This window comes from Variovorax sp. IB41, assembly GCF_016405905.1.
GTDB lineage: Bacteria > Pseudomonadota > Gammaproteobacteria > Burkholderiales > Burkholderiaceae_C > Variovorax.
On sequence record NZ_JAEFCB010000017.1, the window covers coordinates 1 to 25,610 of the forward strand.

24 protein-coding genes are annotated in these 25,610 nt (G+C 63.4%); 20 read left to right on the top strand and 4 right to left on the bottom strand.

The genetic code is table 11. From position 1 onward, the window contains the following. The 7 genes from JC881_RS24550 to JC881_RS24580 form a co-directional block, all read left to right on the top strand. Positions 1–284, top strand: a 284-nt coding sequence (locus tag JC881_RS24550; RefSeq protein WP_198788333.1) for a DUF2345 domain-containing protein, incomplete at its 5' end; no start/stop codon positions are given. Between the two features lie 13 nt (positions 285–297). Beyond that, positions 298–1,248, top strand: a complete 951-nt coding sequence (locus JC881_RS24555; RefSeq protein ID WP_198788334.1) for a DUF4123 domain-containing protein — start codon at positions 298–300, stop codon at positions 1,246–1,248. Positions 1,249–1,254: 6 nt separating this feature from the next. Further along, complete coding sequence (locus JC881_RS24560; RefSeq protein WP_332875284.1) at positions 1,255–4,152, top strand: toxin VasX; 2,898 nt, start codon at positions 1,255–1,257, stop codon at positions 4,150–4,152. Between the two features lie 21 nt (positions 4,153–4,173). Continuing rightward, positions 4,174–7,071, top strand: coding sequence for a type VI secretion system Vgr family protein (locus JC881_RS24565; RefSeq protein WP_198788336.1), 2,898 nt, complete (start codon positions 4,174–4,176; stop codon positions 7,069–7,071). Beyond that, the gene (locus JC881_RS24570) at positions 7,068–8,645 is read left to right on the top strand and encodes a hypothetical protein (protein WP_198788337.1); all 1,578 of its coding nucleotides are present in this window, start codon (positions 7,068–7,070) and stop codon (positions 8,643–8,645) included. Before JC881_RS24565 ends, JC881_RS24570 begins: the two co-directional genes overlap by 4 nt. A gap of 8 nt (positions 8,646–8,653) precedes the next feature. Further along, positions 8,654–9,646 (top strand): PoNe immunity protein domain-containing protein, encoded by a 993-nt coding sequence (locus JC881_RS24575; RefSeq protein ID WP_198788338.1) that lies wholly within the window; start codon positions 8,654–8,656, stop codon positions 9,644–9,646. Between the two features lie 182 nt (positions 9,647–9,828). Next, the gene (locus JC881_RS24580) at positions 9,829–10,617 is read left to right on the top strand and encodes a PoNe immunity protein domain-containing protein (RefSeq protein WP_233102017.1); all 789 of its coding nucleotides are present in this window, start codon (positions 9,829–9,831) and stop codon (positions 10,615–10,617) included. Positions 10,618–10,732: 115 nt separating this feature from the next. Here the strand turns inward: JC881_RS24580 and lipA are convergent, their stop codons facing one another. Genes lipA through JC881_RS24600 form a run of 4 tightly spaced genes read right to left on the bottom strand, consistent with a single transcriptional unit; the run spans position 10,733 to position 13,642 of the window. Next, positions 10,733–11,716 (bottom strand): lipoyl synthase, encoded by a 984-nt coding sequence (lipA, locus tag JC881_RS24585; protein ID WP_198788340.1) that lies wholly within the window; start codon positions 11,714–11,716, stop codon positions 10,733–10,735. Positions 11,717–11,723: 7 nt separating this feature from the next. After that, entirely contained in the window at positions 11,724–12,428 is a 705-nt protein-coding gene (gene lipB / locus JC881_RS24590; protein ID WP_198788341.1) for a lipoyl(octanoyl) transferase LipB, read from the bottom strand. A gap of 12 nt (positions 12,429–12,440) precedes the next feature. After that, positions 12,441–12,752, bottom strand: coding sequence for a YbeD family protein (locus JC881_RS24595; protein ID WP_093443436.1), 312 nt, complete (start codon positions 12,750–12,752; stop codon positions 12,441–12,443). Beyond that, the gene (locus tag JC881_RS24600) at positions 12,749–13,642 is read right to left on the bottom strand and encodes a D-amino acid aminotransferase (RefSeq protein WP_198788342.1); all 894 of its coding nucleotides are present in this window, start codon (positions 13,640–13,642) and stop codon (positions 12,749–12,751) included. The genes JC881_RS24595 and JC881_RS24600 overlap by 4 nt, the downstream gene beginning before the upstream one ends. Before the next feature lie 157 nt (positions 13,643–13,799). Between JC881_RS24600 and JC881_RS24605 the strand changes: the two genes are divergently transcribed. The 13 genes from JC881_RS24605 to JC881_RS24665 all read left to right on the top strand — a co-directional run bounded on the left by JC881_RS24605 (position 13,800) and on the right by JC881_RS24665 (position 25,534). Then, positions 13,800–14,285 (top strand): ATP synthase subunit I, encoded by a 486-nt coding sequence (locus JC881_RS24605; protein ID WP_198788343.1) that lies wholly within the window; start codon positions 13,800–13,802, stop codon positions 14,283–14,285. 4 nt (positions 14,286–14,289) lie between these two features. Beyond that, the gene (gene atpB / locus JC881_RS24610) at positions 14,290–15,159 is read left to right on the top strand and encodes a F0F1 ATP synthase subunit A (RefSeq protein ID WP_198788344.1); all 870 of its coding nucleotides are present in this window, start codon (positions 14,290–14,292) and stop codon (positions 15,157–15,159) included. A gap of 70 nt (positions 15,160–15,229) precedes the next feature. After that, on the top strand, positions 15,230–15,493 hold the full coding sequence (gene atpE, locus JC881_RS24615; RefSeq protein ID WP_007830191.1) for a F0F1 ATP synthase subunit C: 264 nt from the start codon (positions 15,230–15,232) through the stop codon (positions 15,491–15,493). Positions 15,494–15,570: 77 nt separating this feature from the next. Further along, positions 15,571–16,041, top strand: a complete 471-nt coding sequence (locus JC881_RS24620) for a F0F1 ATP synthase subunit B (RefSeq protein WP_007830193.1) — start codon at positions 15,571–15,573, stop codon at positions 16,039–16,041. Positions 16,042–16,049: 8 nt separating this feature from the next. Then, positions 16,050–16,580, top strand: a complete 531-nt coding sequence (locus tag JC881_RS24625) for a F0F1 ATP synthase subunit delta (protein WP_198788345.1) — start codon at positions 16,050–16,052, stop codon at positions 16,578–16,580. Positions 16,581–16,628: 48 nt separating this feature from the next. After that, positions 16,629–18,242, top strand: coding sequence for a F0F1 ATP synthase subunit alpha (gene atpA, locus JC881_RS24630; RefSeq protein ID WP_093443448.1), 1,614 nt, complete (start codon positions 16,629–16,631; stop codon positions 18,240–18,242). Positions 18,243–18,275: 33 nt separating this feature from the next. After that, positions 18,276–19,151, top strand: coding sequence for a F0F1 ATP synthase subunit gamma (gene atpG, locus JC881_RS24635; protein ID WP_198788346.1), 876 nt, complete (start codon positions 18,276–18,278; stop codon positions 19,149–19,151). Positions 19,152–19,244: 93 nt separating this feature from the next. Further along, positions 19,245–19,631 (top strand): hypothetical protein, encoded by a 387-nt coding sequence (locus JC881_RS24640; RefSeq protein WP_198788347.1) that lies wholly within the window; start codon positions 19,245–19,247, stop codon positions 19,629–19,631. Positions 19,632–19,762: 131 nt separating this feature from the next. Beyond that, positions 19,763–21,163 (top strand): F0F1 ATP synthase subunit beta, encoded by a 1,401-nt coding sequence (gene atpD, locus JC881_RS24645; RefSeq protein WP_198788348.1) that lies wholly within the window; start codon positions 19,763–19,765, stop codon positions 21,161–21,163. A gap of 22 nt (positions 21,164–21,185) precedes the next feature. Beyond that, a complete protein-coding gene (locus JC881_RS24650) occupies positions 21,186–21,605 on the top strand; it encodes a F0F1 ATP synthase subunit epsilon (protein ID WP_013543863.1) in 420 nt (139 codons plus the stop codon). 227 nt (positions 21,606–21,832) lie between these two features. Continuing rightward, positions 21,833–23,002 (top strand): ROK family protein, encoded by a 1,170-nt coding sequence (locus JC881_RS24655; RefSeq protein WP_198788437.1) that lies wholly within the window; start codon positions 21,833–21,835, stop codon positions 23,000–23,002. Further along, complete coding sequence (locus JC881_RS24660; protein WP_198788349.1) at positions 22,999–24,537, top strand: sugar ABC transporter ATP-binding protein; 1,539 nt, start codon at positions 22,999–23,001, stop codon at positions 24,535–24,537. Before JC881_RS24655 ends, JC881_RS24660 begins: the two co-directional genes overlap by 4 nt. Continuing rightward, positions 24,500–25,534 carry an ABC transporter permease gene (locus JC881_RS24665; protein ID WP_198788350.1) on the top strand — a complete coding sequence of 345 codons (1,035 nt, stop codon included), beginning with the start codon at positions 24,500–24,502 and terminating at the stop codon, positions 25,532–25,534. Before JC881_RS24660 ends, JC881_RS24665 begins: the two co-directional genes overlap by 38 nt. Positions 25,535–25,610: the final 76 nt, after the last annotated feature.

The following is a 25,610-nucleotide window of genomic DNA, read 5'->3' on the forward strand; positions in this document are numbered from 1 at the left end:
CCACCAGGATCGCGGCCGACAAGAAGGTGACGATCGCGAGCACGACGAAGAACGTCGAGGTGGAGGCGCCCAAGCACGTGCTGCTGACCAGCGCCGGTGCGTACATCAAGCTCGAAGGCGCGAGCATCAAGATCCATGCGCCGGGGAAGGTGACGTTCCGAGGAATGCACAACTTCGTCGGGCCCGGGAGTGCAAGCGCGTCGTCCTCGCTCGCAACCAGCACCTATGCAGGCTGCGCCAAGAAGACGGAGCAGGCCGGCAATTGGGGCGGCGCCCTCGTTTGAGCGGGCGTTTTCCATGCGCGACATCCACTCCTTCCACGGCCTCGGGCAGGTGCAAGCCCTGATCGATCCGTTCTTCGGCGACCCGTTCGATACCGGTGGGATCGCGTTGCCTTCGCTACCGGGCGACCGCATCAGAAAACTGAAGATCAAACATGCAGAAGCCGAGGACAGCAAGCAGCCCTATCTCCTCGGTCTGGGAGCCGGATCGGCCGAGGGCGCGGTTCTTCACGACCTCCAGTCGCTGAGCATTTCGGAGGCTGCGCACATTCCGAAGGAAGGCGAGGTCTGGTCGCAGAGCAGGAGCGCCGCTGGATTCCTGGTCTGCAAGAAACGCGATGCCGATCTCCATTCACTCGTGCTGCTGCTCGAGCGAATGGGATCGCTGAAAGACAGCAGCGGCCAGAAGCGGCTGTTCCGCTTCTGGGACCCGCGCGTGCTGCAGCATGTCGATGCCGCGAGCCACACCATGGCGTCGTGGCGCCGCCTGTTCTCGACGCCCATGGGCCGCAGGGTCGGTGCGATCGACTGGCACTTCTTCGACGCCGCGGCTGTCCCTCGCATCCTGCACATCGAGCCCCTGGCTACGGAGAACGAGCCATGGTCGCCGCTTCTTGCGGACCCCTGGCGCAAGGAGCTGGAACGCTGGTCCTGCATCAACAAGATGAGCCTGCAACTCCTGATCGTTGGAGACACATCGGAGGCAACGCCCGCCCTGACCATGCAACTGCAGGAGATCAGTGCCAGGAACGTGGCGCCGTTTCTCGGCCTGGACAGGTTCGATCCGACCGCCAAGGTCGAGTTGGCATTGCTGCGGCTGTTCGAGAACAAGGCGATCGAAGAAGACGCCGCATTGATGGATGCCCTGGCTGAAAAGAGCGAAGCCGGGTTTTCGATTTTTCCGCGCCTCGACGATATCGCGAAGGCCGATGTCGAACGCGCTCTCTTCGAATTTCGGGACCAGTGAAACCTTATGCCAAATGAAAAGTGCAAGGTCTGCGGGATGGGCAATTCGTTTGCCATCTATCCCACGCGCCTGGGGGTCTACCCATTCCTGGACAAGATGGCGGACGACGTCCATTGCGAAACAGTCGCGCCTCCTCATTTTCTGCCGTCCACGCCTCTGAAGAATGCACGCTGGGGTCTGAAGGTCATCGCGAACGCCTTCGTGTACGTTCATTTTCAAGATGCGAGCCCGCCGTTCTGGGAATACTTCCACGCCGACGACAACGGCGTTTTCTCTCGCATTCAAAGCGTCTCGGAAAACATCGAAGTCACCGAATCGGCCTGCAAGCGCGAGGCCGAGCACGCAGCCAATAACCGGTTCATCCGTATCTCGCACCACTACAAAGGCAAGGTGGCGATCGGTTACTCGATCAACTGGTTGACGAAAGAGCAGCGCTCGAATCTGCTGGACAACATGGACGCGCTGATGACCGTGCTCGACCTGGGCACGCTCAAGAGCGGCGGCATGCCGCCGCAGGCCGACGCACTGGTGTATCGCGTAGAGAGCGCCAAGTCGTTCGACAACATCTTCGAGCATCAGAACTCACTGGACGGGTCCTACGCGAGCGTGGCCGACATGCCTGGCGAGGCGCCGGTGAAACTGGGCAACGTTGGGTTCGACGTTTTTGCGACGTATTTTTCGGGCAAGGAATACCGCTTCCGGGCGCGGTTCAACGAGAACCTCGCCGCGCAGATGACGCAATGCTCCGAATACCCCGATGGCACGTCCAGCACGCCGCTCATCCTGGGCCTGCTCGATCCTCTGGGCGTGGCCGAAGAACTCAACCACGCGAGCAGCCTGTGCCATGCGAACAGGGCAATGTGGTTCTCGCGTAACGAGCATGCGTTCGGGAGCCTTGCCCACTACGAAGAGATCACCAAGCTCGGCGCGAAGAAAGCCGTTGCGGATTCGAGGCAGTACGAAAAAGAGCACTTGGAGCGGCTGACCCAGATGGATGCAATGCCCGGTTCCTCGACGGGCGTGCCTGTCGTCAACTGGGGAGAATTGCTCTTCGAGCCGTTCAAGCCGGTCGAACTGGAAATGCTGGACGACAACCTCGTCGATGGCTGGCAGGAGGAATTCGAAGCGATCGTGAGCGAGCACGAAAAGATCGAAGCACTGCTGGTTCCACATCTGGCGAACCATTGCAATGCGATCGACCTGCTGGCGAAGAACTCGGCCGAGCGCCTCTACCTGCTGGCCTGCGAAATTTTCGGGCGAGGCGATGAAGACATCGTCGACAACCTGACGACCGTGTTCGTCAACGGCACCTGCGGGCTCGTGCACGAAGAGTTCTGGGCCAAGCTGGTGGACGACTATGCGGCGGACAAGAAAAAATCGACCTACAAAAAGCGCCTGGCCCGCTTCCGTCGGGCCGTGATCACCGGCAAAGAGTTCACCCGCGACGTGTCCGAAGGGTTCTTCCGCCAGTTCCTGGAGGCCGCGGCAGCGCGGCGAGTGAAAGGAGCGTCGCCGGAATTGCAGGCGCAGCTCAAGGAGCGGCTCACCGAAGAAAAGAACGCGATGGTCAAGACGTTCTCCCGCACGGCGAACCCGGTCGCATACACGCTGGTGCTGATGAACATGTTCCTCAATGTCTGGACGATGTACGAGACGCCGAATGCGAAGAGTCCTGAAAATCTCTCCAACAATCTCGGGCGCCTGTTCCTGACCCTGCTCGATGCGCGCTCGGTCTACGAGATGACGTTCACGAAGGGAAAGCTCTTCGCGGAAGAGTCGTCCGTGTGGAAGCACATCGAGGCGATCAACCCGAAGGACGTGAAGCTCAGCTTCAAGTCGATGTTTTCATCGAATGGCGGCGCCGCGATCGACGTGTCCACGTCTCGGGAAGCGGTGGAAGAAATGCTCAAGGCAGACAAGGGCCTGCCGTTGACGCTCAAGGCTTATGTGCGCCACACGTCCAAGCTCAAGTGGCTGGGAACCGGGCTGCTGTCCATCGGCAACGTCTTCTTCATCATCGGTGCGGGCAAGACGGCCGAACAGGCTTGGGCGCACAACGATACCCAACTGGGCTGGTCGAGCCGAGCCATGCAGGGCGTGCTCTTTGTCGAAATAGTCCGCTCGGTGGCGGCACGGGTAGCCGTTGCGGGCGTGCTCGAAGGCTCGGCCGCCGCATTCGTGCTGGGGCCATGGGGCGCCTTCATCCTGATCGTGGTGTTCACCGGCATCTTCATCTGGCAGCAATGCACGGCGAGAAGCGAAATCGACCTGATCGAGTTGTTCCTGCGGCGCTCCTTCTACGGAAAGCACATGCTCGATTCGCGGCAGGACCATTTTTCGCGGGCGGACATCGCATTCCCGATGTACCCCTCCCTCCAGGCCCAGAACATGGGGCTCGTGAAATTGCAGTTCGCGATCCGCGCCACCTACACCGTCGACGACGAGAAGGCGAACTTCAACTTCGCCTTCTCGAATCTCAACAACGCATCGAAGATCAACATCTACTACAAGTCCAGGCGTACCGGTGGCAAGAACAAGCTCATGGCTTCGTTCGTGTATGGATGGAACATTCTCTATGGCAGCAACGGCGAGTCCAAACGCGTGCCGGGGCTTGTCTGCTCGTTTGCCGAGAGCATCTACACGCCGCACAGCATCCTGCTGCACGTCAGGCTGATCACGCGCGGCATGGCCGCAAACCTCGGCGCATCGATCAAGTGCGCGGAGCGCGAAAACGTGATCATCGTCGGCACCGATACAACCAACGACCCTTGCATCTTTTCGGTCGACTACCTGCCGATGCCGGAAACCTGCCCCGACCTCGTCAACACCGTCTTCGTGAATCATCGATCGGAGGACGACATCAAGATGTGGTCCGACGAAGACCAGACCTACGGAACCGTCTAGAAAAACAAATGGGAGAACGCCGTGACAGATATTCTTGAACTGCCCGCCGCGACGGCCGGATCGCTCGATGTCGCCGCACTGTCGCAAACCGCGCGCCTCGTCCGATTGGTGGCGCCCGGCGCCGACAAGAACGTGGGTGCTGCCGTCGTCGTCGAACGCTTCACCGCGACCGAAGGCATCAACGAACTCTTCGCCTTCACCATCGACACCCTCGCCACGTCGAGCGAGTTCGACCCGTTCGCGCTGATCGGCGAGGAGCTGAGCCTGCGCCTCCTGCTGGCCAACGGCAGCTTTCGCACTTGGCACGGCTACCTCACCGCCGTCGACGCGCTGGGCGGCGACGGCGGCCTCGCGCGCTACCGGCTGCACCTGCAGCCCTGGCTCGCCGCCCTGGGCCTTCGCCGCGACAGCTTCGTGTACGCCGCCAAGAGCGTGCAGGACATCGTGAGCGAAGTGTTCGCCGACCACACGAGCGCGAGCTTCAGCTTCGAGGTCACGCAGGAGCTGCCTGTGCGGCCGACCTGCGTGCAGTACCGCGAGTCCGACCTCGCCTTCGTGATGCGCCTGCTCGCCGAAGAAGGCCTGAGCTTTCGCTTCGAGCATGAGCAGACGAAAGCGGAGGGCGGTGGTGGTGGCAGCGCGGACAACAACGCAACGCCGTCGCACCACCGCCTGGTGATCTTCGATCGCGAAGCGAAGGCGCCCGATTGCGCATTGCCCGAGATCCGCTTTCATCGCGTCGATGCCACCGAGCAAGAAGACGTGATCACCGCATGGAGCAGCCGGCGCCAGCTCGTGAGCAACGCCGTCACGCTGAACGCGTGGGACGCCAGCGTGCTGCAGGCGCCCACGGGCTCGACGCAGAGTGCGCTCGCCATGGGCGACGTGCCCGTGCTGGAGCACTACGACGGCGCGGGCTCGCAGCGCTATGCCAACAACGCCGCGGCTGCGCGGCGTGCCGAGAACCAGCTCGTGGCGTTCGAGTCGCGCATCAAGCGCTACAGCGCTGGCGGCAGCGTACGGCAGCTCGGCGCGGGCGAACGCTTCACGCTCACGCAGCACGACCGCTACCAAGGGCAAAAATTCGTCACGCTGCGCGTGCACCACGAAGCCGCCAACAACCTCGGCGCGCAGGCCGCGCAGGTGCTCGAGGCCGGCGAGCTCGAGAAGGGCAGCTACCGCAACAGCTTCGAGGCGCAGCCGGCAGAAGCGCAGATCGCGCCGATCTGGCGGCCCAAGCCCACGGCGCCCGAGGCGATGGTCGCGCTCGTGGTCGGCGCGGATGACGACGAGGCGCCGACCGCCGTTCACACGCAACGCGATCACCGTGTGCAGGTGCGTTTCCATTGGCAGTCGCAGCGCGCGGCAACGCAACAGCAGTCAGCGCAGAGCGGGCAGGGCAGCCTTGTCGCGGCCGGCCGGCATGCGAGCAACCGCCAGTCGGTGTGGCTGCGCGTGGCCGCACCGGTGGCCGGGCCGAACTGGGGCGCGCACCATCTGCCGCGCGTCGGCTCCGAGGTGCTGGTGTCGTTCATCGAAGGCGACATCGACCGGCCGGTGGTGAGCCAGCAGCTCTACAACGGACAGGACCTGCCGCCGTGGTCCGCGGGCGCCGACTCGTCGGCCAACCATGCGGGTGTGCTCTCGGGCTGGCACAGCCGCGCGCTCGATGGCAGCGGCTACAACCAGTGGATCGCCGACGATGCGCCCGGGCAAGTGCGCACGCGGCTTGCGAGTTCGCATGCGGCGAGCCAGCTGAACCTGGGGCACCTCAATGCGCAGTCGCCCGATGAGAGCAATCGCGGTGCGTGGCGTGGCACCGGTGCCGAGTTGCGCTCGGATGCGTGGGTGGTCACGCGCGCGGGAGAAGGCCTGTTGATCTCGACGCTGGCGCAGGAGCGGGCGGCGGGCAGCGTGCAGGACACCGCGAGCGTGCGCGGCCAACTGGCCGGTGCGCTGCGCGAATCGCAGAACCTGTCCGATGCGGCCGGTGGCGCCAAGGCGCTGGCGCTGAAGGCGACGGCGCTGCTGCAGCCGCTCATCGACGACATCGATCCGCAGAAGAACGGGCACTACCCCGGCAGCGTCAACGGGCAGGATGCGCGGGAGCCGAAGGGCGGTGAAGGTGCGGATTCGCGTCAAGGCCAGGACCCGGTGCCTGCCTTCGCGCGGCCGCTCATGGTGCTCGATGCGAACATGAGCTTGAACATGGCCACGCCCGCGAGCGCGACGGTGTTCGCGGGCGAGGCGATCCACTGGACGGCGCAGGAGCAGGCGCACATGGCGGCGGGCAAGACGGTGAGTTTTGCGGCCGGCAAGTCGGTGGGGCTCTACAGCCATGAAGGCGGCATTCAGGTCATCGCGCAGGAGGGGGCGGTGAGCGTGCAGGCGCATACCGACGAACTCGAATGGCTGGCCAAGGAAGGCTTCACGGTCACGAGCAGCAACGACGAGATCCACGTGCTGGCCAAGCAGAAGATCACGCTCAAGGGCGGGCAGACGAGCATCGAGCTGGATGGGGCGAACATCACGTTGAAGATGCCGGGGCTCTTGGATGTGAAGGGGACGAGCAAGAGTTTCGTGGGGCCGAAGGGGAGCCCGGCGGAGTTGCCGCACCTGCCCACAGGGGCGATCAACGAGGCGCAGCACTTCATCGAGCTGAATCACCACTACGACGATCTGGAGCCCGTCAAAGGGGCTGCGTACAAGCTCATCTTCGACAACGGCGCCGTCATCCGCGGAAAGCTCGACGACAACGGCTTCGCGCGCCATGACGGCGTGCCATCGGGTTCGGCGAAGGTTGTCTGGGGCGAAGACGAGCGCAAGTGGGACAGTGAATCGAAGCGGCCGAATGATCGCTTCGGGACGGCCACCGATGCCGATGCGGCCATTGCGCTGGTGAAGGGATTGATGTCGTGATTCCACGCACCATTCCCATCCAGCAGGTCAAACCGAACCTGTCGGATGCCGTTCGCATGGCGGTGGGGGAGATCGAGCGTTTCCTCGGGCTTTTCTATCCCGCGGAGGCCATTCGGCAAACGGATGCGGCCAAGGCTGTCGCGGGGCAGTGGCTGTCGCGGGTCAAGGGCTTTCACAACGACGATGACTTTCTGCATCTGACGCGGGACTTCCTGAGCTACGTGCTGAGTGGCGGCGAACGCTCGCAGGTCGCCGATCAACTGGGTTATTACTTTTCCGGCTTCATGCCGAGTTACGGAGCCGCTCGTACGTTGCTGGGCATGGCAGCGGACAGCCGGCCATGGAGCGAGGTGCAGGCTTTCATGCACAGTCAGAGCTATGGCGATGCACGAAAGCACGTCGAAACCTTCGATTGGCGCGGAGGCGAAAAAAAGGCGAAGGCCGAGATCGATGCATGGAAGGGGATCTTGCAGAAGCAGGTCAAGGGCATCGAGATGGCTGCATATGGAGAGCCGGTCCTGCTTGCGCAGGCCAACCCGCAGCCGTTGCCGAATGCACCGGTGACGGACATACCTCCGGCAAACGAGCCTTACATGCCCAGGGCGAGACCGCCTTTGCGTCTCGTGCCGCCTGTGGAGCCGCCTCCGGTGGCCGGGCCCGGCGCTGGTGCTGCAGCGCGAGGCGCGTTGGCATTGTTGGCCGAGCCGGCGGCGATCGTGCTGTTCGTGCTGGTGATCGTGTTGACCCCGAGCAATGCGTTTCAGAAGAACACGGAGGACGAAGACCTGCGGCGCTGGCGAGCCGAATACGAGAAGAAGCAGCAATTGCCCATTCCGGACGCGCCTCCTCAAGCGGATGCGGTGACGGACACGGCCAACAATGATTGCAAGCCGCAGAGCGAAGAAAACAAGAAGAACGGCGCGGAATGTGAAGACGATGGCTATGTGCTGATGGAGCAAGTGCTGCAGTACAGACGCTTGGTCAATCCTCCAAAGGGCAAGGGCTTGGACGGCTTGTTCGAAAAGTCGATTCCGTTCGACCAACCCAACCCGATGCCCTTGACCGTCGCGGTGCCGAAGCCCGGCAAACTGGTCTTCATTCCTCCGAGCGACAAGCCACCTCAGACGCGATATGACTATGTGGCGACGGAGCTAAAGAAGCCTGCAACTTCGATGTATCCGAAGTTCGTTGTTTTCGAGGCCAAGCACATCGCAAAAACCTTCGATCCGGCTGATATGGGGGGTATTCAGAGGGAGGCTAAAAATCGCTTGGGGAATACTTGCGATGGGACACAAATGAACGAAGCTTGGACGGAAAAGAGAATCCCACAAGCGCTGAGTCGCAAGGATGGCGGCCTGACATCCGCGCAGCAGAAGTCGAAGATGGATCAGATTGACATTGCTGGGTATGCACGCTGGCTTTTCATTTGCTTGCCCGGACCGCTGGGCAGTGCAACGCCTTCTAAGCTCTATATCTTTATCGATGTTGTGGCTTCGGGCATGGATCTGGAGAGCAGGCCGCCGAAGCCGCGCAAGCCCAGGAAACCAACAACAGGCAGCGGCAACGAGCTTTAGGAATTTATATGGCTTTCAAAGATATACGCCGGCAGAAATTTCTGGATGAAAAAAGATACTCAACGACGCAAGAGTGGCTCGAGGACAGCGTCAGACGCGCTCGAAAAATTCTTTCTGAGGAAGAATTGGCGCCCAGCGCACAGGGGCGACTCAGGTGGCGAATTGCGTCGGAGGGGTTGGAACTGCTGATCTTGCACTACACCGCAGGACGGCCCATTGAGGAGCTTCGAGCCCAACTTCCCGAAGTCGTCGAAGACTTCGAAGCATATGTCGGGAGCGAGACTTCGCCTCGCCTCATGACGCCACCTCGGAATATCGCAGACACCCTGGAAATCACTCAGCTTGAAGCATATGTCTATGTGTTCTGGCTGTTGTCCTTGAGCAAACTCCTTGCTCAAGAATCTTTGATTTCTCAGGTGATGGGGTGGGTCGACAAAACTTACGACTTCAACCGCGGTCGTGACATCTTGTTTGAAAACGTCGTGCAGGCATTGACTGGAGCGCATGTCGAGGCGGAAAAGGTCCTGCTTCATCCGCACCCCTATCGACCTTTGGGGCGCGCCACGGTATTCGCGCCAGAAGACCGAGCCGCCCTCGTGAAGGATTTTTTAGATAGTTGGTACAAGGACATGAACTCGTGCTACTGGCATGGCACACATACCCCAAAAGACGGGACTTCCTATTTTGGCTATTGGGCTTTCGAGGCCGCCTTGGTCACGGTGCTATGGGACATTGACGACAGCAGCTACCGAGACCATCTGGTCTACCCGAAGGACCTTGTGGATTGGGCTCGCGGGCATCGAATGGAGCCTTTGCCATCAGGTCCAAGTCGCACGCCGGGAGGGGAGGCGTGCCCGCAGGCCGGCTGGTGGTTCACGCCTGCACTGAAGGGAAGCCGGCGCTATTTCAAACAGGGCGAAGCGATGCCGGCCGTTGATGGCAGTGACTACGGTTCGACGTTCTGGCAATGGGACGTTAACCAGTCCGCACCTAAGCTCTGAGGCTCATTTATACAACTCTGGGGACGGGCGATGTGTCCTCAATTCGCGGAGGTCGATGAGGTTGATGAGGTTGATGAGGTTGATGAGGTTGATGAGGTTGATGATTTGGCATCGCTCCTTAACTGGAAGCCGTGCAAATTGGGTCGGCGATGCACTGTACGGAGACGATGGATCCAAGACGAATGCGACAAAGATTTTTGAGTGAAATTCATGCCTTCGAACTTGGTGGCGATCTAGAACACCGAATCGATGGCGATCGCAGGCACATTGCCGAGACCGAGTTGGTCAAAGACGCCGTCTCCGACTATCGGTGGTCGATCGCCACGGGAGGATTGGAACTATTGATACTTCGCTATACCGCGGGACATTCGATAGAGGAATTGAGCACTCGACTCCCCAGCGTGATCGAGGACTTCGGTGACTTTATTAGCAGTGAAGTTTCTCCTCGCTTGCAAGATCCGCCTCGCGATGAGGCTGATACTCTCGAAATCACGCAGCATGAGGCATATGTCTACGTCATGTGGCTGCTGGCTTTATGCCGCCTGCTCGGCCATGAGGAATTGATCCCGACCGTCATGGGCTGGATCGACAGCAACGCCGAATACAACCGGCGACGCGACGGCTTGTTTGAAGCCGTTGTCGAGAAGCTGACAGGAAAAAATGAGCCGGTGGAACGTGTGCTGCTGCACCCCGCCGCCTATCGACCGCTCGCCAAGGCGACGGCTCCCGATGCGCAGGATCGGCCGGCGCTGGTCAAGGAGTTCCTCGATGGCTGGTACCAGAACATGACGGACTGCTACTGGCACGACACGCACACCGACCAAGATGGGTCGTCGTACTTCGGCTACTGGGCTTTCGAGGCCGCATTGGTCACAGTGCTGTGGGACATCGACGACCAGAGTTATCGGGACCACTTGGTCTATCCGAAGGAGCTGGCAGATTGGGCACGCGCGCATCGAGCGAGCGCGTGACCGGATGCAGGCTCCGCTATCGGGCGGCTGTCTGAATGCCCTGCAGCCGCATCAAGCCACACGCCGAGCTATCGGCGCGCTTGATCGAGTCGCGCCAGCGGCGGACGATGCCGCCTCACACTCCAGCCGCGTGCGCCTGCTGATCCGCGTGATAGCTCGACCGCACCATCGCCCCCACAGCCGCATGGCTGAAGCCCATCTTGTAGGCCTCTTCCTCGAACATCTTGAACGTGTCCGGGTGCACGTAGCGGCGCACCGGCAGGTGCGAGCCCGACGGTGACAGGTACTGGCCGATGGTCAGCATGTCGATGTCGTGGGCGCGCATGTCGCGCATCACCTGCAGGATCTCTTCGTCGGTTTCGCCCAGGCCGACCATGATGCCGCTCTTGGTCGGCACGTTCGGGTGCAGCGCCTTGAACTTCTTCAACAGGTTCAGGCTGAACTGGTAGTCGCTGCCGGGGCGTGCTTCTTTATAAAGGCGCGGCGCGGTTTCCAGGTTGTGGTTCATCACGTCCGGCGGCGCGGCCTTCAGGATCTCCAGGGCGCGGTCGTCGCGGCCTCGAAAGTCGGGCACGAGAATCTCGATCTGCGTCATCGGCGAGAGCTCGCGGATGTTCCGGATGCAATCGACGAAATGCTGGCTGCCGCCGTCGCGCAGGTCGTCGCGGTCGACGCTCGTGATCACCACGTACTTCAGGCGCAGCTTGGCGATGGTCCTGGCGAGGTTCAGGGGCTCGTCCTTGTCCAGCGGATCGGGGCGGCCGTGGCCCACGTCGCAGAACGGGCAGCGGCGGGTGCACTTGTCGCCCATGATCATGAAGGTGGCCGTGCCGTTGCCGAAGCACTCGCCGATGTTCGGGCACGAGGCTTCTTCGCAGACGGTGTGCAGGTTGCTCTCGCGCAGGATCTGCTTGATCTCGTAGAAGCGCGTGGTGGGGCTGCCGGCCTTCACGCGGATCCACTCGGGCTTCTTGAGCACTTCGCCGGTCTGCACGACCTTGACGGGGATGCGCGAGAGCTTGGCCGCGGCCTTTTGCTTGGCCAGGGGGTTGTAGGTTTCGGCGCTTTGCGCGTCGCGGACGACTTCGGTGGTGCTCATTGGATTGCTAAGGTGCCAGGAAGGTGGTGAGCTTTTGGCCCAGCACGCCGGCAGCTTCTTCCCATGTGGTTTGGATGCCGATTGTAGAAAGGTCGACCGTCTGCAGCCCCGCGTAGCCGCAAGGGTTGATGCGCGAGAAGGGTTCGAGGTCCATGTCGACGTTGAGCGCGACGCCGTGGTACGTGGCATGGCGGCTCACCTTGATGCCCAGCGCGGCGATCTTGCCTAGGCCCCTGAACGGGTCGCCGGCGGGCAGCGGGCCGGTCAGTGCGGCATGCGAGAACGGGTCGTCCAGCCGCACGTAGATGCCCGGCGCGCCCGACACGCGGTGGCCGGTCACACCGAAATGCGCGAGCGTGCGCAGCACCGATTCCTCGATGCGGTAGACGTATTCCTTGACGAAGTAGCCGGCGCGGCGCAGGTCGATCAGCGGATACGCGACCACCTGCCCTGGGCCGTGGAAGGTGACCTGGCCGCCGCGGTCGGTCTGCACCACGGGGATGTCGCCGGGGTTCAGGATGTGGTCCTGCCTGCCGGCGATGCCCTGCGTGAACACGGGGGCGTGCTCGCAGACCCACAGCGCATCGGGTGTTTCGGGCGCGCGCCCCATCGTGAACTGCTTCATCGCCGCGAAGGTGCCGGCGTAGTCGACGCGGCCCAGCCACTGCGGGGCGATGGCGGTGTCCGCCGGGAGGTCTGCGACCGTCGTCATGCAAGGCTCAGTTCAAAGAACGACCTTGACCGACGGATGGCCCGAGAGCGCGCGATAGAGGTCGTCGAGCTGCTCGCGGCTGGTGGCGGTGACGGTGATCGTCACGCCCAGGTAGTTGCCGGCCTTGCTGTCGCGCAGCTCGACCGTGGTGGCGTCGAAGGTCGGATCGAACTGCTCGGCGATCTGCGTGATCGCGTGCACCAGGCCATCGGTCTTGGCGCCCATGACCTTGATGGGGAATTGCGAGGGGTACTCGATCAGCGATTCCTTGCGCGGATCGGGAATGGGCGCGGTGACTGCGTCGTCGGTGGTGTTCTCGGTCATGCAGTGGCTCCTTGCTTCTCAGCGTTGCGTTGCTTGGCCTGTTGGTAGGCGGCATACAAGCTCTTGTAGATGGGGCCGGGATGGCCGTTGCCAATGGTCTTGCCATCGAGGGTGACGACGGGCAGCACTTCCTTGCTGGCCGAGGAAAGGATCAGTTCGTCGGCGCCGAACACCTCGTCGCGCGACACGCGGCGCAGCGCGAATGGAATGCCGCCTTCCTGGCACAGGCGCTCGAGGAGGCCATAGCGGATGCCGGTGAGCACGAGGTTGTCCTTGGGCGGGCCGATGAGGACGCTCTCCTTCACGATCCACACGTTGCTCGACGAAGCTTCGCTCAGCCAGTCGCCGCGGAACATGACGGTCTCGGCCGCGCCGGCTTCCACGCTGATCTGCCGGGAGAGCACGGCGCCCAGGAGGCTGGTGCTCTTGATGTGGGCCTTCTGCCAGCGGAAGTCGTCCGCGGTGACGCAGGTCACGCCCTTGGCGCGCACCGCGTCGGCCACGGGCGGCAGCGGGTTCACCATGACGAAGACGGTGGGCGTGAGGCCCTTGACCATCGCGTGGTCGCGCGGCGCGACGCCGCGGGTGACCTGGAAGTAAACGGCTTGCGGGGCGTCGCCGCCCGGGGCGACCAGGCGCATCACGATCTCGCGCCATTGGTCGGGGGAGAGCGGGTTGACAATCTGCAACTCGGCGAGCGATCGGTCCAGGCGCGCCATGTGCTCCTCGAAGCAGAAGGGCTGGCCGCCGTAGACGGGAACGACCTCGTAGATGCCGTCGCCGAAAATGAAGCCGCGGTCCAGGACGCTGATCTTCGCGTCGCGCAGGGCGGTGTACTCGCCATCGAGGTAACAAAGCGTGGCGGGCAGGGCGTCGGTGATAGGGTGCATGAAGGAATTATGGTTGCCTGCGCCGAGTCGGGTTCACGTCAGGTCTTGTGGCCATCGATTTGCAATCGTGACGCTGATGTGTCGGGAGTGGCTGGGTTTTTACTTATAATCAATGGCTTTGTAGAAATTCTGGGTCGTCATCCGGGCTTCATTTGAAATGAAAACAATCGCCCGACAGGACTCGGAGGTCGCTGAAGACCTCGACGCAGAATTCAAGCCGTTGACCGCCGATGAGGCGCGTGAACTGCGAGCAAAGAACCCTTCGGTCTCCCCTTGGCGGGTGGTCGCGGGTCAGTTGGTTGTCGGTCTGGTGGTGGCTCTGGCCATCTGGGGACTGACGGGGAGGCAAAATCTGGGTTGGTCCGCCGCTTACGGCGCGATCGCGGTGGTCATTCCAGCGGCGGTGTTCGCACGTGGGCTGACCGGCAGGTTCTCTTCCCTGAATCCGGGCACTGCGGTGTTTGGGTTCTTCCTCTGGGAAATGGTCAAGATGGCCTTGTCCGTGGCGATGCTGATCGCCGCGCCAAGGCTGATAACGGCGCTGAGCTGGCCCGCAATGCTGGTCGGCTTGGTGGTGACAATGAAGGCGGCCTGGTTGGCGGTGATGTTCTCGCCCCGGCGCCGGCAACAACGAGACGAGTAACGGAATGGCTGCTGAAAACGCTGCGGAACATGGTCAGACCGCTGGTGAATACATCGTTCACCACTTGACGCATCTGCAAAGCTCCAAGCCTGCAGGTGTGGCCGATCTTTCGGTCTTCAACTTCGATTCGCTGTTTTTCTCCATCGCTCTGGGTATCCTGGGTTGCTGGTTGCTCTGGCTGGCTGCACGCAAGGCCACCTCGGGCGTTCCGGGCCGCTTCCAGGCTGCCGTCGAGCTGCTGGTCGAAATGGTCGACCAACAAGCCAAGGGCATCGTGCACAACGCCACGAGCCGCAAGTTCGTCGCTCCGCTGGCGCTGACCATCTTCGTCTGGATCTTCCTGCTGAACGCAATGGACCTGTTCCCGGTCGATTTGTTCCCGGCGATCTGGGCCAAGATCTTCGGCATTGCCGGCGCCGACCCGCACCACGCCTACCTGCGCGTCGTGCCCACGGCCGACCTCTCGGTGACGATGGGCATGTCGGTGGCGGTGCTGCTGATCTGCATCTACTACAACATCAAGATCAAGGGCGCCGGCGGCTGGATCCACGAGCTGTTCACCGCACCCTTCGGCAACCACTGGGCGCTGTACCCCTTCAACTTCGCCATGCAGATGATCGAGTTCGTCGCCAAGACGGTCTCGCACGGCATGCGGCTGTTCGGCAACATGTACGCCGGCGAACTGATCTTCCTGCTGATCGCCCTGATGGGCGGCGCCTTCACGCTGTCGGCCACCGGCATCGGCCTGGCGATCGGCCACATCATCGCGGGCACGGCCTGGGCCATCTTCCACATCCTGATCATCACGCTGCAAGCCTTCGTGTTCATGATGCTGACGCTGGTCTACATCGGCCAGGCCCACGATCACCACTGATCGCACCGATCACCCCCGTTTCGTTTTTGTTTTTCGTTTTCTCTTCAACCAAAGTCCTCTAGGAGTCATCATGGAAGTTATTAGCTTTGTTGCACTGGCCGCCGGCCTGATCATCGGTCTGGGCGCTGTGGGCGCATGTATCGGCATCGGCATCATGGGCAGCAAGTACCTCGAGTCGGCCGCACGTCAGCCCGAACTCATGGGCGAACTTCAAACCAAGATGTTCCTGCTGGCCGGCCTGATCGACGCTGCTTTCATTATCGGCACCGGTATCGCCCTGTGGTTCGCAACGGCCAACCCGTTCCTGGCTCAGATCGCCAACCTGCCGAAGTAAGTCTTTCTCGTCGGACCCGTGTCGTCGTTCCCCTCTGTGGAATGGCTTCGCATTCAATCCCAAAGAGAGGGTGAAAAGTGAGCATTACCGGTACCCTGATCGTTCAGATGATCGTGTTCCTGATCCTGGTCGGGTTCACGATGAAGTTCGTGTGGCCGCCGATCGCGAAGGCGCTGGACGACCGCGCTGCGAAGATCGCCGAAGGCCTCGCTGCCGCCGACAAGGCCAAGTCCGAGCTGTCCGCCGCCAACAAGCGTGTGGAAGCCGAGCTGGGCCAGGCACGCAACGAGTCCGCACAACGTCTTGCCGACGCCGAACGTCGCGCCCAGGCCATCGTTGAAGAGGCCAAGGCCCGCGCGACCGAAGAAGGCAACAAGATCGTTGCAGCTGCCCGCGTCGAAGCCGACCAGCAGGCACTGAAGGCCCGTGAAGCCCTGCGCGAGCAGGTTGCCGCACTGGCCGTCAAGGGCGCAGAGCAGATTCTGCGCAAGGAAGTGAATGCGGGCGTTCACGCCGATTTGCTCGCCCGTCTGCAGACCGAACTCTGATAGAAGCCATGGCAGAACTCGCCACCATTGCACGTCCCTACGCGGAGGCGCTTTTCAAGGCCTCGTCGTCCGACGTCGCCGCCACCAGCGCCTGGCTCGACAAGGTTGCCGCCATCGCGGCCAACCCCGAGCTCCGGCAATTCGCCGACAACCCCAAGGCCACGGCCGAGCAGGTTCTCGGTGTGGTCGCCGGCGCCTTCGGTGCGCCGTTGGCCGCCCACGCCCAGAACTTCCTGGGTGCGCTCCTGGAGAACGGGCGTTTTTCGGTGCTGCCGGAAATTGCGAAGCAGTTCCGGGCACTGGCCAACGTGAAGAGCGGTTCGTCCGACGCCGTGGTCTACAGCGCCTTCCCGATCGATGCCGCGGCCCTGGCCAACGTGTCGGCTGCGCTCGAAAAGCGTTTCGGCCGCAAGCTGCAGGTGACGGTCCAGCAGGACCCGGAACTGATCGGCGGCATTCGTGTGGTGGTCGGCGACGAGGTGCTCGACACCTCCGTCAAAGCGCGCCTTGAACAAATGAAAGTTGCGCTGGCGGCCTGACGGTCTTCAGCCCTCTACTTGTAGCCTCAAAGAAAGAAGGAAAGAGTCATGCAACTCAATCCCGCAGAAATTTCCGAACTGATCAAGAGCCGCATCGAGGGCCTCGGGGTCAGCGCCAACATCCGCAACGAGGGCACCGTGGTTTCGGTGACCGACGGCATCGTGCGCGTGCACGGCCTGTCCGACGCGATGCAGGGCGAAATGCTCGAGTTCCCGCCCACGGCGGACGGCACCCCCTCGTTCGGCCTCGCGCTGAACCTGGAGCGCGACTCGGTCGGCGCCGTGATTCTGGGCGAGTACGAGCACATCTCCGAAGGCGACACCGTCAAGTGCACGGGCCGCATCCTGGAAGTGCCCGTGGGCCCCGAGCTCATCGGCCGCGTTGTGAACGCCCTGGGCCAGCCGATCGACGGCAAGGGTCCGATCAACGCCAAGATGACCGACGTGATCGAGAAGGTCGCACCGGGCGTGATCGCCCGCAAGTCCGTGGACCAGCCGATGCAGACCGGCCTGAAGTCCATCGACTCGATGGTGCCCGTCGGCCGTGGCCAGCGCGAGCTGATCATCGGCGACCGCCAGACCGGCAAGACCGCCGTGGCGATCGACGCGATCATCAACCAGAAGGGTCAGAACATGACCTGCGTCTACGTTGCGATCGGCCAGAAGGCTTCGTCGATCAAGAACGTGGTGCGCTCCCTCGAACAAGCCGGCGCGATGGACTACACCATCGTGGTGGCCGCATCGGCCTCCGAATCGGCGGCCATGCAGTACGTGTCGGCCTACTCGGGCTGCACGATGGGCGAATACTTCCGCGACCGCGGCCAGGACGCGCTGATCGTCTATGACGACCTGTCCAAGCAAGCCGTGGCCTACCGCCAGGTCTCGCTGCTGCTGCGCCGCCCGCCAGGCCGCGAAGCCTACCCCGGCGACGTGTTCTATCTCCACAGCCGCCTGCTCGAGCGCGCAGCCCGCGTGAACGCCGACTACGTCGAAGCCTTCACCAAGGGTGAAGTCAAGGGCAAGACCGGTTCGCTGACGGCGCTGCCGATCATCGAGACGCAAGCCGGCGACGTGTCCGCCTTCGTTCCGACCAACGTGATCTCAATCACCGACGGCCAGATCTTCCTGGAAACCAGCCTGTTCAACGCCGGCATCCGCCCCGCCATCAACGCCGGTATCTCGGTGTCGCGCGTGGGTTCGTCGGCGCAGACCAACCTGATCAAGAACCAGTCGGGCGGTATCCGTACCGACCTGGCCCAGTACCGCGAGCTGGCTGCGTTCGCGCAGTTCGCCTCCGACCTGGACGAAGCCACCCGTAAGCAACTGGACCGCGGTGCGCGCGTGACGGAACTGCTCAAGCAGACCCAGTACAGCCCGCTGCCGATTTCGCTGATGAACGCCACGCTGTTCGCAGTGAACAAGGGCTTCATGGACGACATCGACGTCAAGAAGGTGCTCTCGTTCGAACACGGCTTCCATCAGCTGCTCAAGTCGAGCCATGCGGCCCTGCTCGAGACCATGGAAAAGAATGGCGCCAAGTGGGACGTGAAGCCCGCCAAGCCGGACGACAGCGCCGAGAAGCAAGCCTTCAAGAAGGTTTGCCAGGACGCCGAAGCCGAACTGCTGGCAGCCGCCACCTCGTTCAAGAAGTCGTTCGCCTGATCGACCCCTTGACCGACGCAAGAAGGAGTTCATATGGCAGCTGGTAAGGAAATCCGCGGCAAGATCAAATCGGTGGAAAACACCAAGAAGATCACCAAGGCCATGGAAATGGTCTCGGTTTCCAAGATGCGCAAGGCGCAAGAGCGCATGCGTGCCGCCCGCCCCTACAGCGAGAAGATCCGCAACATTGCGGCCAACCTCGGCAAGGCGAACCCCGAGTACACGCACGCATTCATGAAGAAGAGCGACGCGAAAGCGATCGGCTTCATCATCGTGACGAGCGACAAGGGGCTGTGCGGTGGCTTGAACACCAACCTGCTGCGCGCCGTGACGACCAAGCTGCGCGAGGCGCAGGCCGCTGGCGTTGCCATCGAGTCGGTCGCCATCGGCAGCAAGGGCCTCGGCTTCCTGAACCGCATCGGCGCCCGCGTGGTCGCGCATGTCACCCACCTGGGCGACACGCCGCACCTGGACAAGCTGATCGGCCCGGTCAAGACGCTGCTGGACGCTTACGCGGAAGGCAAGCTCTCGGCCGTGTACCTGTGCTACACGAAGTTCATCAACACGATCAAGCAGGAGCCGCTCGTCGAGCAGCTGCTGCCGCTGGCGGCAGACTCGCTGAAAGTCGAGGAAGGCCAGCATTCGTGGGACTACATCTACGAGCCCGATGCGCAAAGCGTGATCGACGAGCTGCTGGTGCGTTATGTGGAGTCGCTGGTCTACCAGGCCGTGGCCGAGAACATGGCGTCCGAGCATTCGGCGCGGATGGTGGCCATGAAGGCCGCCACCGACAACGCGGGCAATGTGATCAGCGAGCTGAAGCTGGTCTACAACAAGACCCGCCAGGCCGGCATCACCAAAGAGCTGTCGGAAATCGTGTCGGGCGCGGCAGCGGCCGCCGGCGTTTGATCCAGGCGATGCAACGGGCCACATTGCCGGTCGGCGGCGCTCTGTGCGTTCTCCGATAACTCCAAGGCCTACTTTTAGGGGACTCTGCGCAACATGAAGAAATTTCTCGTTCTGGTGGCCGTTGCTGCCGCTCTGACTGCTTGCTCCAAGAAGGAAGAAGCACCCGCTGCTGCTCCGGCTCCCGCCGCCGCACCTGCGCCCGCTCCTGCCGCTCCGGAACCGGCGCCGGCCGCAGCACCTGCTGCTGCAGCCCCGACGGCATCGGCCGCGGACCTGCCGCAAGAGTGCAACGACTACCTGGCGAAGGTGCAGACCTGCGTGGGCGCACAAAGCGGCGCTGCCGCCGATGCGATGAAGGCCAGCCTCGACCAGACCAAGGCCACCTGGGCTTCGATGGGCGCCGACAAGGCCGCCCTGGGCCAGGCCTGCAAGGCTGCTTCGGACGCTTTCGCTGCACAAGCGACGGCCATGAAGTGCTGATCTGAAGAAGTAGCAGTTCTCAAGGGTGCCGGCCCGTCCGGCATTCTTGCAAAAGCGGCCCGTTTTGGCACCAGGACGCTTCTGCAAGAACCTGTCGCAAATTTATTGAGATCCATCCAGAAGGAAACGCCATGGCTGAAGGAAAAATTGTCCAATGTATCGGCGCCGTGGTCGACGTGGAGTTCCCGCGTGACCAGATGCCCAAGGTGTATGACGCCTTGAAATTCGAAGGCGGCGGACTGACCCTCGAAGTTCAGCAGCTGCTGGGCGACGGCGTGGTGCGTACCATCGCGCTGGGCTCGTCCGACGGCCTGCGTCGCGGCCTGATCGTGACCAACACCGGTGCCGCCATCACGGTGCCCGTCGGCAAGGCCACGCTCGGCCGCATCATGGACGTGCTCGGCCGTCCGATCGACGAGCGCGGCGAAGTGAGCCAGGAGCTCACCGCCTCCATCCACCGCAAGGCCCCCGCGTACGACGAGCTGTCGCCTTCGCAAGACCTGCTGGAAACCGGCATCAAGGTGATCGACCTGGTGTGCCCGTTCGCCAAGGGCGGCAAGGTGGGCCTGTTCGGCGGCGCCGGCGTGGGCAAGACCGTGAACATGATGGAACTGATCAACAACATCGCCAAGGCTCACTCGGGTCTGTCGGTGTTCGCCGGTGTGGGTGAACGTACCCGCGAAGGCAACGACTTCTATCACGAGATGGCCGACTCCGGCGTGGTGAACCTGGACAACCTGCCCGAGTCGAAGGTGGCCATGGTCTACGGCCAGATGAACGAACCCCCGGGCAACCGTCTGCGCGTGGCGCTGACCGGCCTGACCATCGCTGAGTCGTTCCGCGATGAAGGCCGCGACGTGCTGTTCTTCGTGGACAACATCTACCGCTACACGCTGGCCGGTACCGAAGTGTCGGCGCTGCTGGGCCGCATGCCTTCCGCCGTGGGCTACCAGCCCACGCTGGCCGAGGAAATGGGCCGCCTGCAAGAGCGGATCACCTCGACCAAGGTCGGCTCGATCACTTCCATCCAGGCCGTGTACGTGCCAGCGGATGACTTGACCGACCCGTCGCCCGCCACCACCTTCGCCCACTTGGACTCGACCGTGGTGCTGTCGCGCGACATCGCCTCGCTCGGTATCTACCCCGCCGTGGACCCGCTGGACTCGACCTCACGCCAGCTCGACCCGAACGTGGTCGGCGAAGAGCACTACAACGTGGCCCGCGCCGTGCAAGGCACGCTGCAGCGCTACAAGGAACTGCGCGACATCATCGCGATTCTGGGCATGGACGAACTGGCTCCCGACGACAAGCTCGCCGTGGCCCGCGCCCGCAAGATCCAGCGTTTCCTGTCGCAGCCGTTCCACGTGGCCGAAGTGTTCACCGGCTCGCCCGGCAAGTACGTGCCGCTGTCCGAAACCATCCGTGGTTTCAAAATGATCGTGAACGGCGAAGCCGACCACCTGCCGGAACAAGCGTTCTACATGGTGGGCACGATCGACGAAGCGTTCGAAAAAGCCAAGAAGGTCGCTTGAGGCGGCATAGATAGGAACTCAGATGGCAAACACCATTCACGTCGACGTGGTCAGCGCGGAAGAGTCGATCTTCTCGGGCGAAGCCAAGTTCGTCGCGCTGCCCGGTGAAGCCGGTGAGCTCGGCATCTATCCGCGCCACACCCCGCTGATCACGCGCATCCGCCCCGGCGCCGTGCGCATCGAAACGGCCGACGGCGGCGAAGAATTCGTCTTCGTGGCCGGCGGCATTCTCGAAGTGCAGCCCAACGCCGTCACCGTGCTGTCCGACACCGCGATCCGCGGCAAGGACCTCGATGACGAAAAGGCCAACGTGGCCAAGGCCGCCGCCGAGGAAGCGCTGAAGAACGCGAAGAGCGACATCGACATCGCGATGGCGCAGTCCGAACTGGCCGTGATGGCCGCGCAGATCGCTGCGCTGCGCAAGTACCGCCAGAAGAAGTAAGCGCGCGAGCGCTTCTTCCCAGGAAAAGCCGCCTTCGGGCGGCTTTTTTGCGTTCTGACTTTCGCTTTCAACCAGCTTCGATCTGAACTTGGTCGAAGTTCGGCCTTGTCCGGCTGAAGCCCTGCCCCTAGTATTCGCGTTCGCCCGACAGCCCCAGGCTGCGGAGCAGGCAAAAAGAACACGGAGACAAGCGCGTGGCACCCTGGAGTGGCATCACTGCTCATGAGATGCAGTTGCTGGAAACGACCTTCTGGTCGGCCGGCGGCTCGCGCCATGCCATGGCCGAACAACTCGGCTTCTCCAAGAGCAAGGCCAACGCGTTGATCGCCGGCCTCGTCGACCAGGGGCTCCTGGCCGAAGCGGGCCTGCAGCGCTCTTCGGGCGGACGCCGCGCCGAAAACCTCCAACTGCATGCCGGCCTCGGCGTGCTCGTCGGCATCGACATCGGCGCCACCAGCCTGGACGTGGCGGTGCTGCGCCCCGACCTCACCGTGCTCGCCCAGCATGACGAACCGGCCGACGTGCGCGACGGCCCCGCGGTCGTGCTTGCCCGCGTCCGCACGCTGATGCGCGAACTGCTCGCGCGCTGCGGCCACAGCGCCAGGAGCGTGCTGGGCATCGGCATCGGCGTGCCCGGCCCCGTCAACTTCGAGATCGGCCAGCTCGTGAACCCGCCGCTCATGCCGGCATGGGACAGCTTCTCGATCCGCGACTACCTGCGCGAGGACTACGCGGCGCCCGTCTTCGTCGACAACGACGTGAACCTCATGGCGCTGGGCGAGTTGTGGCGCCTCAAGCGTTCGCTCACCAATTTCCTCGTCATCAAGATCGGCACCGGCATCGGCTGCGGCATCGTCTGCCACGGCGAGGTGTACCGCGGCGCGGCCGGCTCGGCCGGGGACGTGGGCCACATCTGCGTGGACCAGGAAGGCCCGCGCTGCCACTGCGGCAACCTCGGTTGCGTCGAGGCCATGGCGGCCGGCCCGGCGATCACGCGCATGGCGATGCAGGCGGCCGAAGCGGGCGAGAGCGAAGCGCTGGCCGAGTGCCTGCGCCTGCATGGCCGCATCGATGCGATCGACGTGGGCCAGGCCAGCCGCGGCGGCGACACCGCGGCCAACGGCATCATCCAGCGCGCGGGCAGCCTGATCGGGCAGATGCTCGCGTCGGTCGTCAATTTCTTCAATCCGTCGCACGTGTTCATCGGCGGCGGCATCACGCGCATCGGGCCGCTCTTTCTCGCGGCGGTGCGCCAGAGCGTGTACCAGCGCTCGCTGGCGCTCTCCACGCGGCACCTGGAGATCCAGTACACGCCGCTCGGCACGCAGGGCGGCCTCGTGGGCGCTGGCGTGCTCGCGATGCACGAGACCCTCAAAGTTCGCGGAGTGGCGCCATGAGTGCAGCAGAGAACATCAAGGGCAGCGTCGCCGTCGAGTTCGACGGCGTGGTGAAGGCCTTCGGCCCGGTGCAGGTGCTGCACGGCGTGAGCTTCTCGCTCGCGCCCGGCCACGTGTACGGCCTCCTCGGCGAGAACGGCGCGGGCAAGTCCACGCTGATGAAGATCCTCGCGGGCTACGAACAGCTCAGCGGCGGCACGCTGCGCATCAACGGCCTGCCGCAGCAGTTCGCGAGCTCGCGCGATGCCGAGGCGCTGGGCGTCGTGCTGATCCACCAGGAGTTCAATCTCGCCGAAGATCTCAGCGTCGCGCAGAACATCTTCCTCGGCCATGAGAAAAAGAAAGGCTGGCTGCTCGACGACGCCTCGATGGAGCGCGACGCCGCCGCAGCCCTCGCCGCCGTCGGCCTGCAGGTCGATCCGCGCACCAAGGTGCGCAAGCTCATCGTCGCGGAGAAGCAGCTCGTGGAGATCGCCAAGGCCATCGCCCGCCGCGCGCGCCTGCTCATCATGGACGAGCCCACTGCCACGCTCACGCCCGGCGAGACCGAGCGCCTGTTCAAGCTCATCGCGCAGCTGCGCGCCGATGGCGTGACCATCGTCTATATCTCGCACAAGCTCGATGAAGTGGAGCAGGTGACCGACGAGGTGATCGTCATGCGCGACGGCCGCTTCGTCGCCCGCGCGCTCACGCCCGATGTCACGCGCCACCAGATGGCCAACCTGATGGTGGGCCGCGAACTGGCCGACCTCTATCCGCCGCGCGACCTCGTCGTCGCGGCCGACGCGCCCGCCATGCGCGTGCGCAACTTCACCGTGCCCGGCTGGGCGCAGGACGCGAGCTTCGAGGTGCGCCCCGGCGAGATCCTCGGCTTCGCGGGTCTCGTCGGCGCGGGCCGCACCGAACTTTTCGAAGGGCTCCTGGGCCTGCGCCCCGCGAGCGGCAGCGTCGAGATGCTCGGCAAGCCCGTGCCGCACAACAAGGGCTGGCGCAATCCGCGCGATGCCGCCAAGAACGGCCTCACGTACCTGAGCGAAGACCGCAAGGGCAAGGGCCTGCACGTCAACTTTGGCCTGCGCCAGAACCTGACGCTGATGGCGCTCGAGCGCTACGCCAAGCCGTGGCTGCAGCCCGAAGGCGAGCGCGGCGCGCTGGCCGAGGCGGTGAAGGACTACGGCATCCGCACCGGCTCGCTCGACGTCAAGGCCTCGTCGCTCTCGGGCGGCAACCAGCAGAAGCTCGCGCTCGCCAAGGTGCTGCAGCCGCAGCCCAAGGTGGTGGTGCTGGACGAGCCCACGCGCGGCGTGGACGTGGGCGCCAAGCGCGACATCTATTTCCTGATCCAGCGACTCGCCCGCGAAGGGCTCGCGGTGATCGTCGTCTCGTCGGAGCTGATGGAACTGATCGGCCTGTGCCACCGCGTCGCGGTGATGCGCGCAGGAAAACTCGTTGCCACGCTCGACGCGAACCACCTGACCGAAGAGGAGCTGATCGCTCATGCCACCGGAACTGCAAACACCCCCGTCGCAGCCTGAAGACGCCGCAACTGCGGCGCACCGCAGCGAAGCCAAGCCAGGCTGGATCGCGCGCCTGCACGGCCTCGGCCCGGTCATCGGCCTCGTGCTGCTGTGCATCGCGGGCACGCTGCTCAACAGCGACTTCGCCACCGTCGACAACGCGATGAACGTGCTCACGCGCACGGCCTTCATCGGCATCATCGCGGTGGGCATGTGCTTCGTGATCATCTCGGGCGGCATCGACCTGTCGGTGGGCTCGATGGCTGCGCTGATTGCGGGCAGCGTGATCATGTTCATCAACTGGGCCGGCCCGGCTTCGGGCTCGCCGATGCTGGCGGTGGTGATGGGCGCGGTGCTGGCCATCGTGCTGGGCGCGGTGTTCGGCCTCGCGCACGGCCTCCTCATCACCAAGGGCCGCATCGAGCCCTTCATCGTGACGCTGGGCACGCTGGGCATCTTTCGCGCGTACCTCACGTACTTTGCCGACGGCGGTGCGCTCACGCTGGACAACGACCTGTCGGACCTCTATGCGCCCGTGTACTACGCGAGCCTTGCGGGCATCCCGGTGCCGGTGTGGGTGTTCGTGATCGTCGCGATCATCGGCGGCGTCATCCTGAACCGCACGGCCTACGGGCGCTATGTGCAGGCCATCGGCTCGAACGAGCAGGTGGCGCGCTACGCGGCGGTCGATGTGGACCGCGTGAAGATCATGACCTACGTGCTGCTGGGCGTGTGCGTGGGCATCGCGACCCTTTTGTACGTGCCGCGCCTGGGCTCCGCATCGCCGACCACGGGCCTCCTGTGGGAGCTCGAGGCGATCGCCGCGGTGATCGTCGGCGGCACGGCGCTCAAGGGCGGCGCGGGCAGCATCACCGGCACCGTGGTGGGCGCGATCCTGCTCTCGGTCATCAGCAACATCCTGAACCTCACCAGCATCATCAGCGTGTACCTGAACGCGGCCGTCCAAGGCTTCGTGATCATCATCGTCGCGTTCCTTCAACGCGGACGCAGATGATGGCCCCCCGGCTTTTCACTCGCTGCGCTCGTGTAACTCCACCCCCCGAGGGCGAGGCGCGGCCGGCTTGGGGCGG

Bases quoted from the DNA above. Each gene is read 5' to 3' on its own strand.
- JC881_RS24555 (WP_198788334.1), top strand. From the start codon at position 298: ATGCGCGACATCCACTCCTTCCACGGCCTCGGGCAGGTGCAAGCCCTG.
- JC881_RS24560 (WP_332875284.1), top strand. From the start codon at position 1,255: ATGCCAAATGAAAAGTGCAAGGTCTGCGGGATGGGCAATTCGTTTGCC.
- JC881_RS24575 (WP_198788338.1), top strand. From the start codon at position 8,654: ATGGCTTTCAAAGATATACGCCGGCAGAAATTTCTGGATGAAAAAAGA.
- JC881_RS24580 (WP_233102017.1), top strand. From the start codon at position 9,829: ATGCGACAAAGATTTTTGAGTGAAATTCATGCCTTCGAACTTGGTGGC.
- lipA (WP_198788340.1), bottom strand. From the start codon at position 11,716: ATGAGCACCACCGAAGTCGTCCGCGACGCGCAAAGCGCCGAAACCTAC.
- lipB (WP_198788341.1), bottom strand. From the start codon at position 12,428: ATGACGACGGTCGCAGACCTCCCGGCGGACACCGCCATCGCCCCGCAG.
- JC881_RS24595 (WP_093443436.1), bottom strand. From the start codon at position 12,752: ATGACCGAGAACACCACCGACGACGCAGTCACCGCGCCCATTCCCGAT.
- JC881_RS24600 (WP_198788342.1), bottom strand. From the start codon at position 13,642: ATGCACCCTATCACCGACGCCCTGCCCGCCACGCTTTGTTACCTCGAT.
- JC881_RS24605 (WP_198788343.1), top strand. From the start codon at position 13,800: ATGAAAACAATCGCCCGACAGGACTCGGAGGTCGCTGAAGACCTCGAC.
- atpB (WP_198788344.1), top strand. From the start codon at position 14,290: ATGGCTGCTGAAAACGCTGCGGAACATGGTCAGACCGCTGGTGAATAC.
- atpE (WP_007830191.1), top strand. From the start codon at position 15,230: ATGGAAGTTATTAGCTTTGTTGCACTGGCCGCCGGCCTGATCATCGGT.
- JC881_RS24625 (WP_198788345.1), top strand. From the start codon at position 16,050: ATGGCAGAACTCGCCACCATTGCACGTCCCTACGCGGAGGCGCTTTTC.
- atpA (WP_093443448.1), top strand. From the start codon at position 16,629: ATGCAACTCAATCCCGCAGAAATTTCCGAACTGATCAAGAGCCGCATC.
- atpG (WP_198788346.1), top strand. From the start codon at position 18,276: ATGGCAGCTGGTAAGGAAATCCGCGGCAAGATCAAATCGGTGGAAAAC.
- JC881_RS24640 (WP_198788347.1), top strand. From the start codon at position 19,245: ATGAAGAAATTTCTCGTTCTGGTGGCCGTTGCTGCCGCTCTGACTGCT.
- atpD (WP_198788348.1), top strand. From the start codon at position 19,763: ATGGCTGAAGGAAAAATTGTCCAATGTATCGGCGCCGTGGTCGACGTG.
- JC881_RS24650 (WP_013543863.1), top strand. From the start codon at position 21,186: ATGGCAAACACCATTCACGTCGACGTGGTCAGCGCGGAAGAGTCGATC.
- JC881_RS24655 (WP_198788437.1), top strand. From the start codon at position 21,833: ATGCAGTTGCTGGAAACGACCTTCTGGTCGGCCGGCGGCTCGCGCCAT.
- JC881_RS24660 (WP_198788349.1), top strand. From the start codon at position 22,999: ATGAGTGCAGCAGAGAACATCAAGGGCAGCGTCGCCGTCGAGTTCGAC.
- JC881_RS24665 (WP_198788350.1), top strand. From the start codon at position 24,500: ATGCCACCGGAACTGCAAACACCCCCGTCGCAGCCTGAAGACGCCGCA.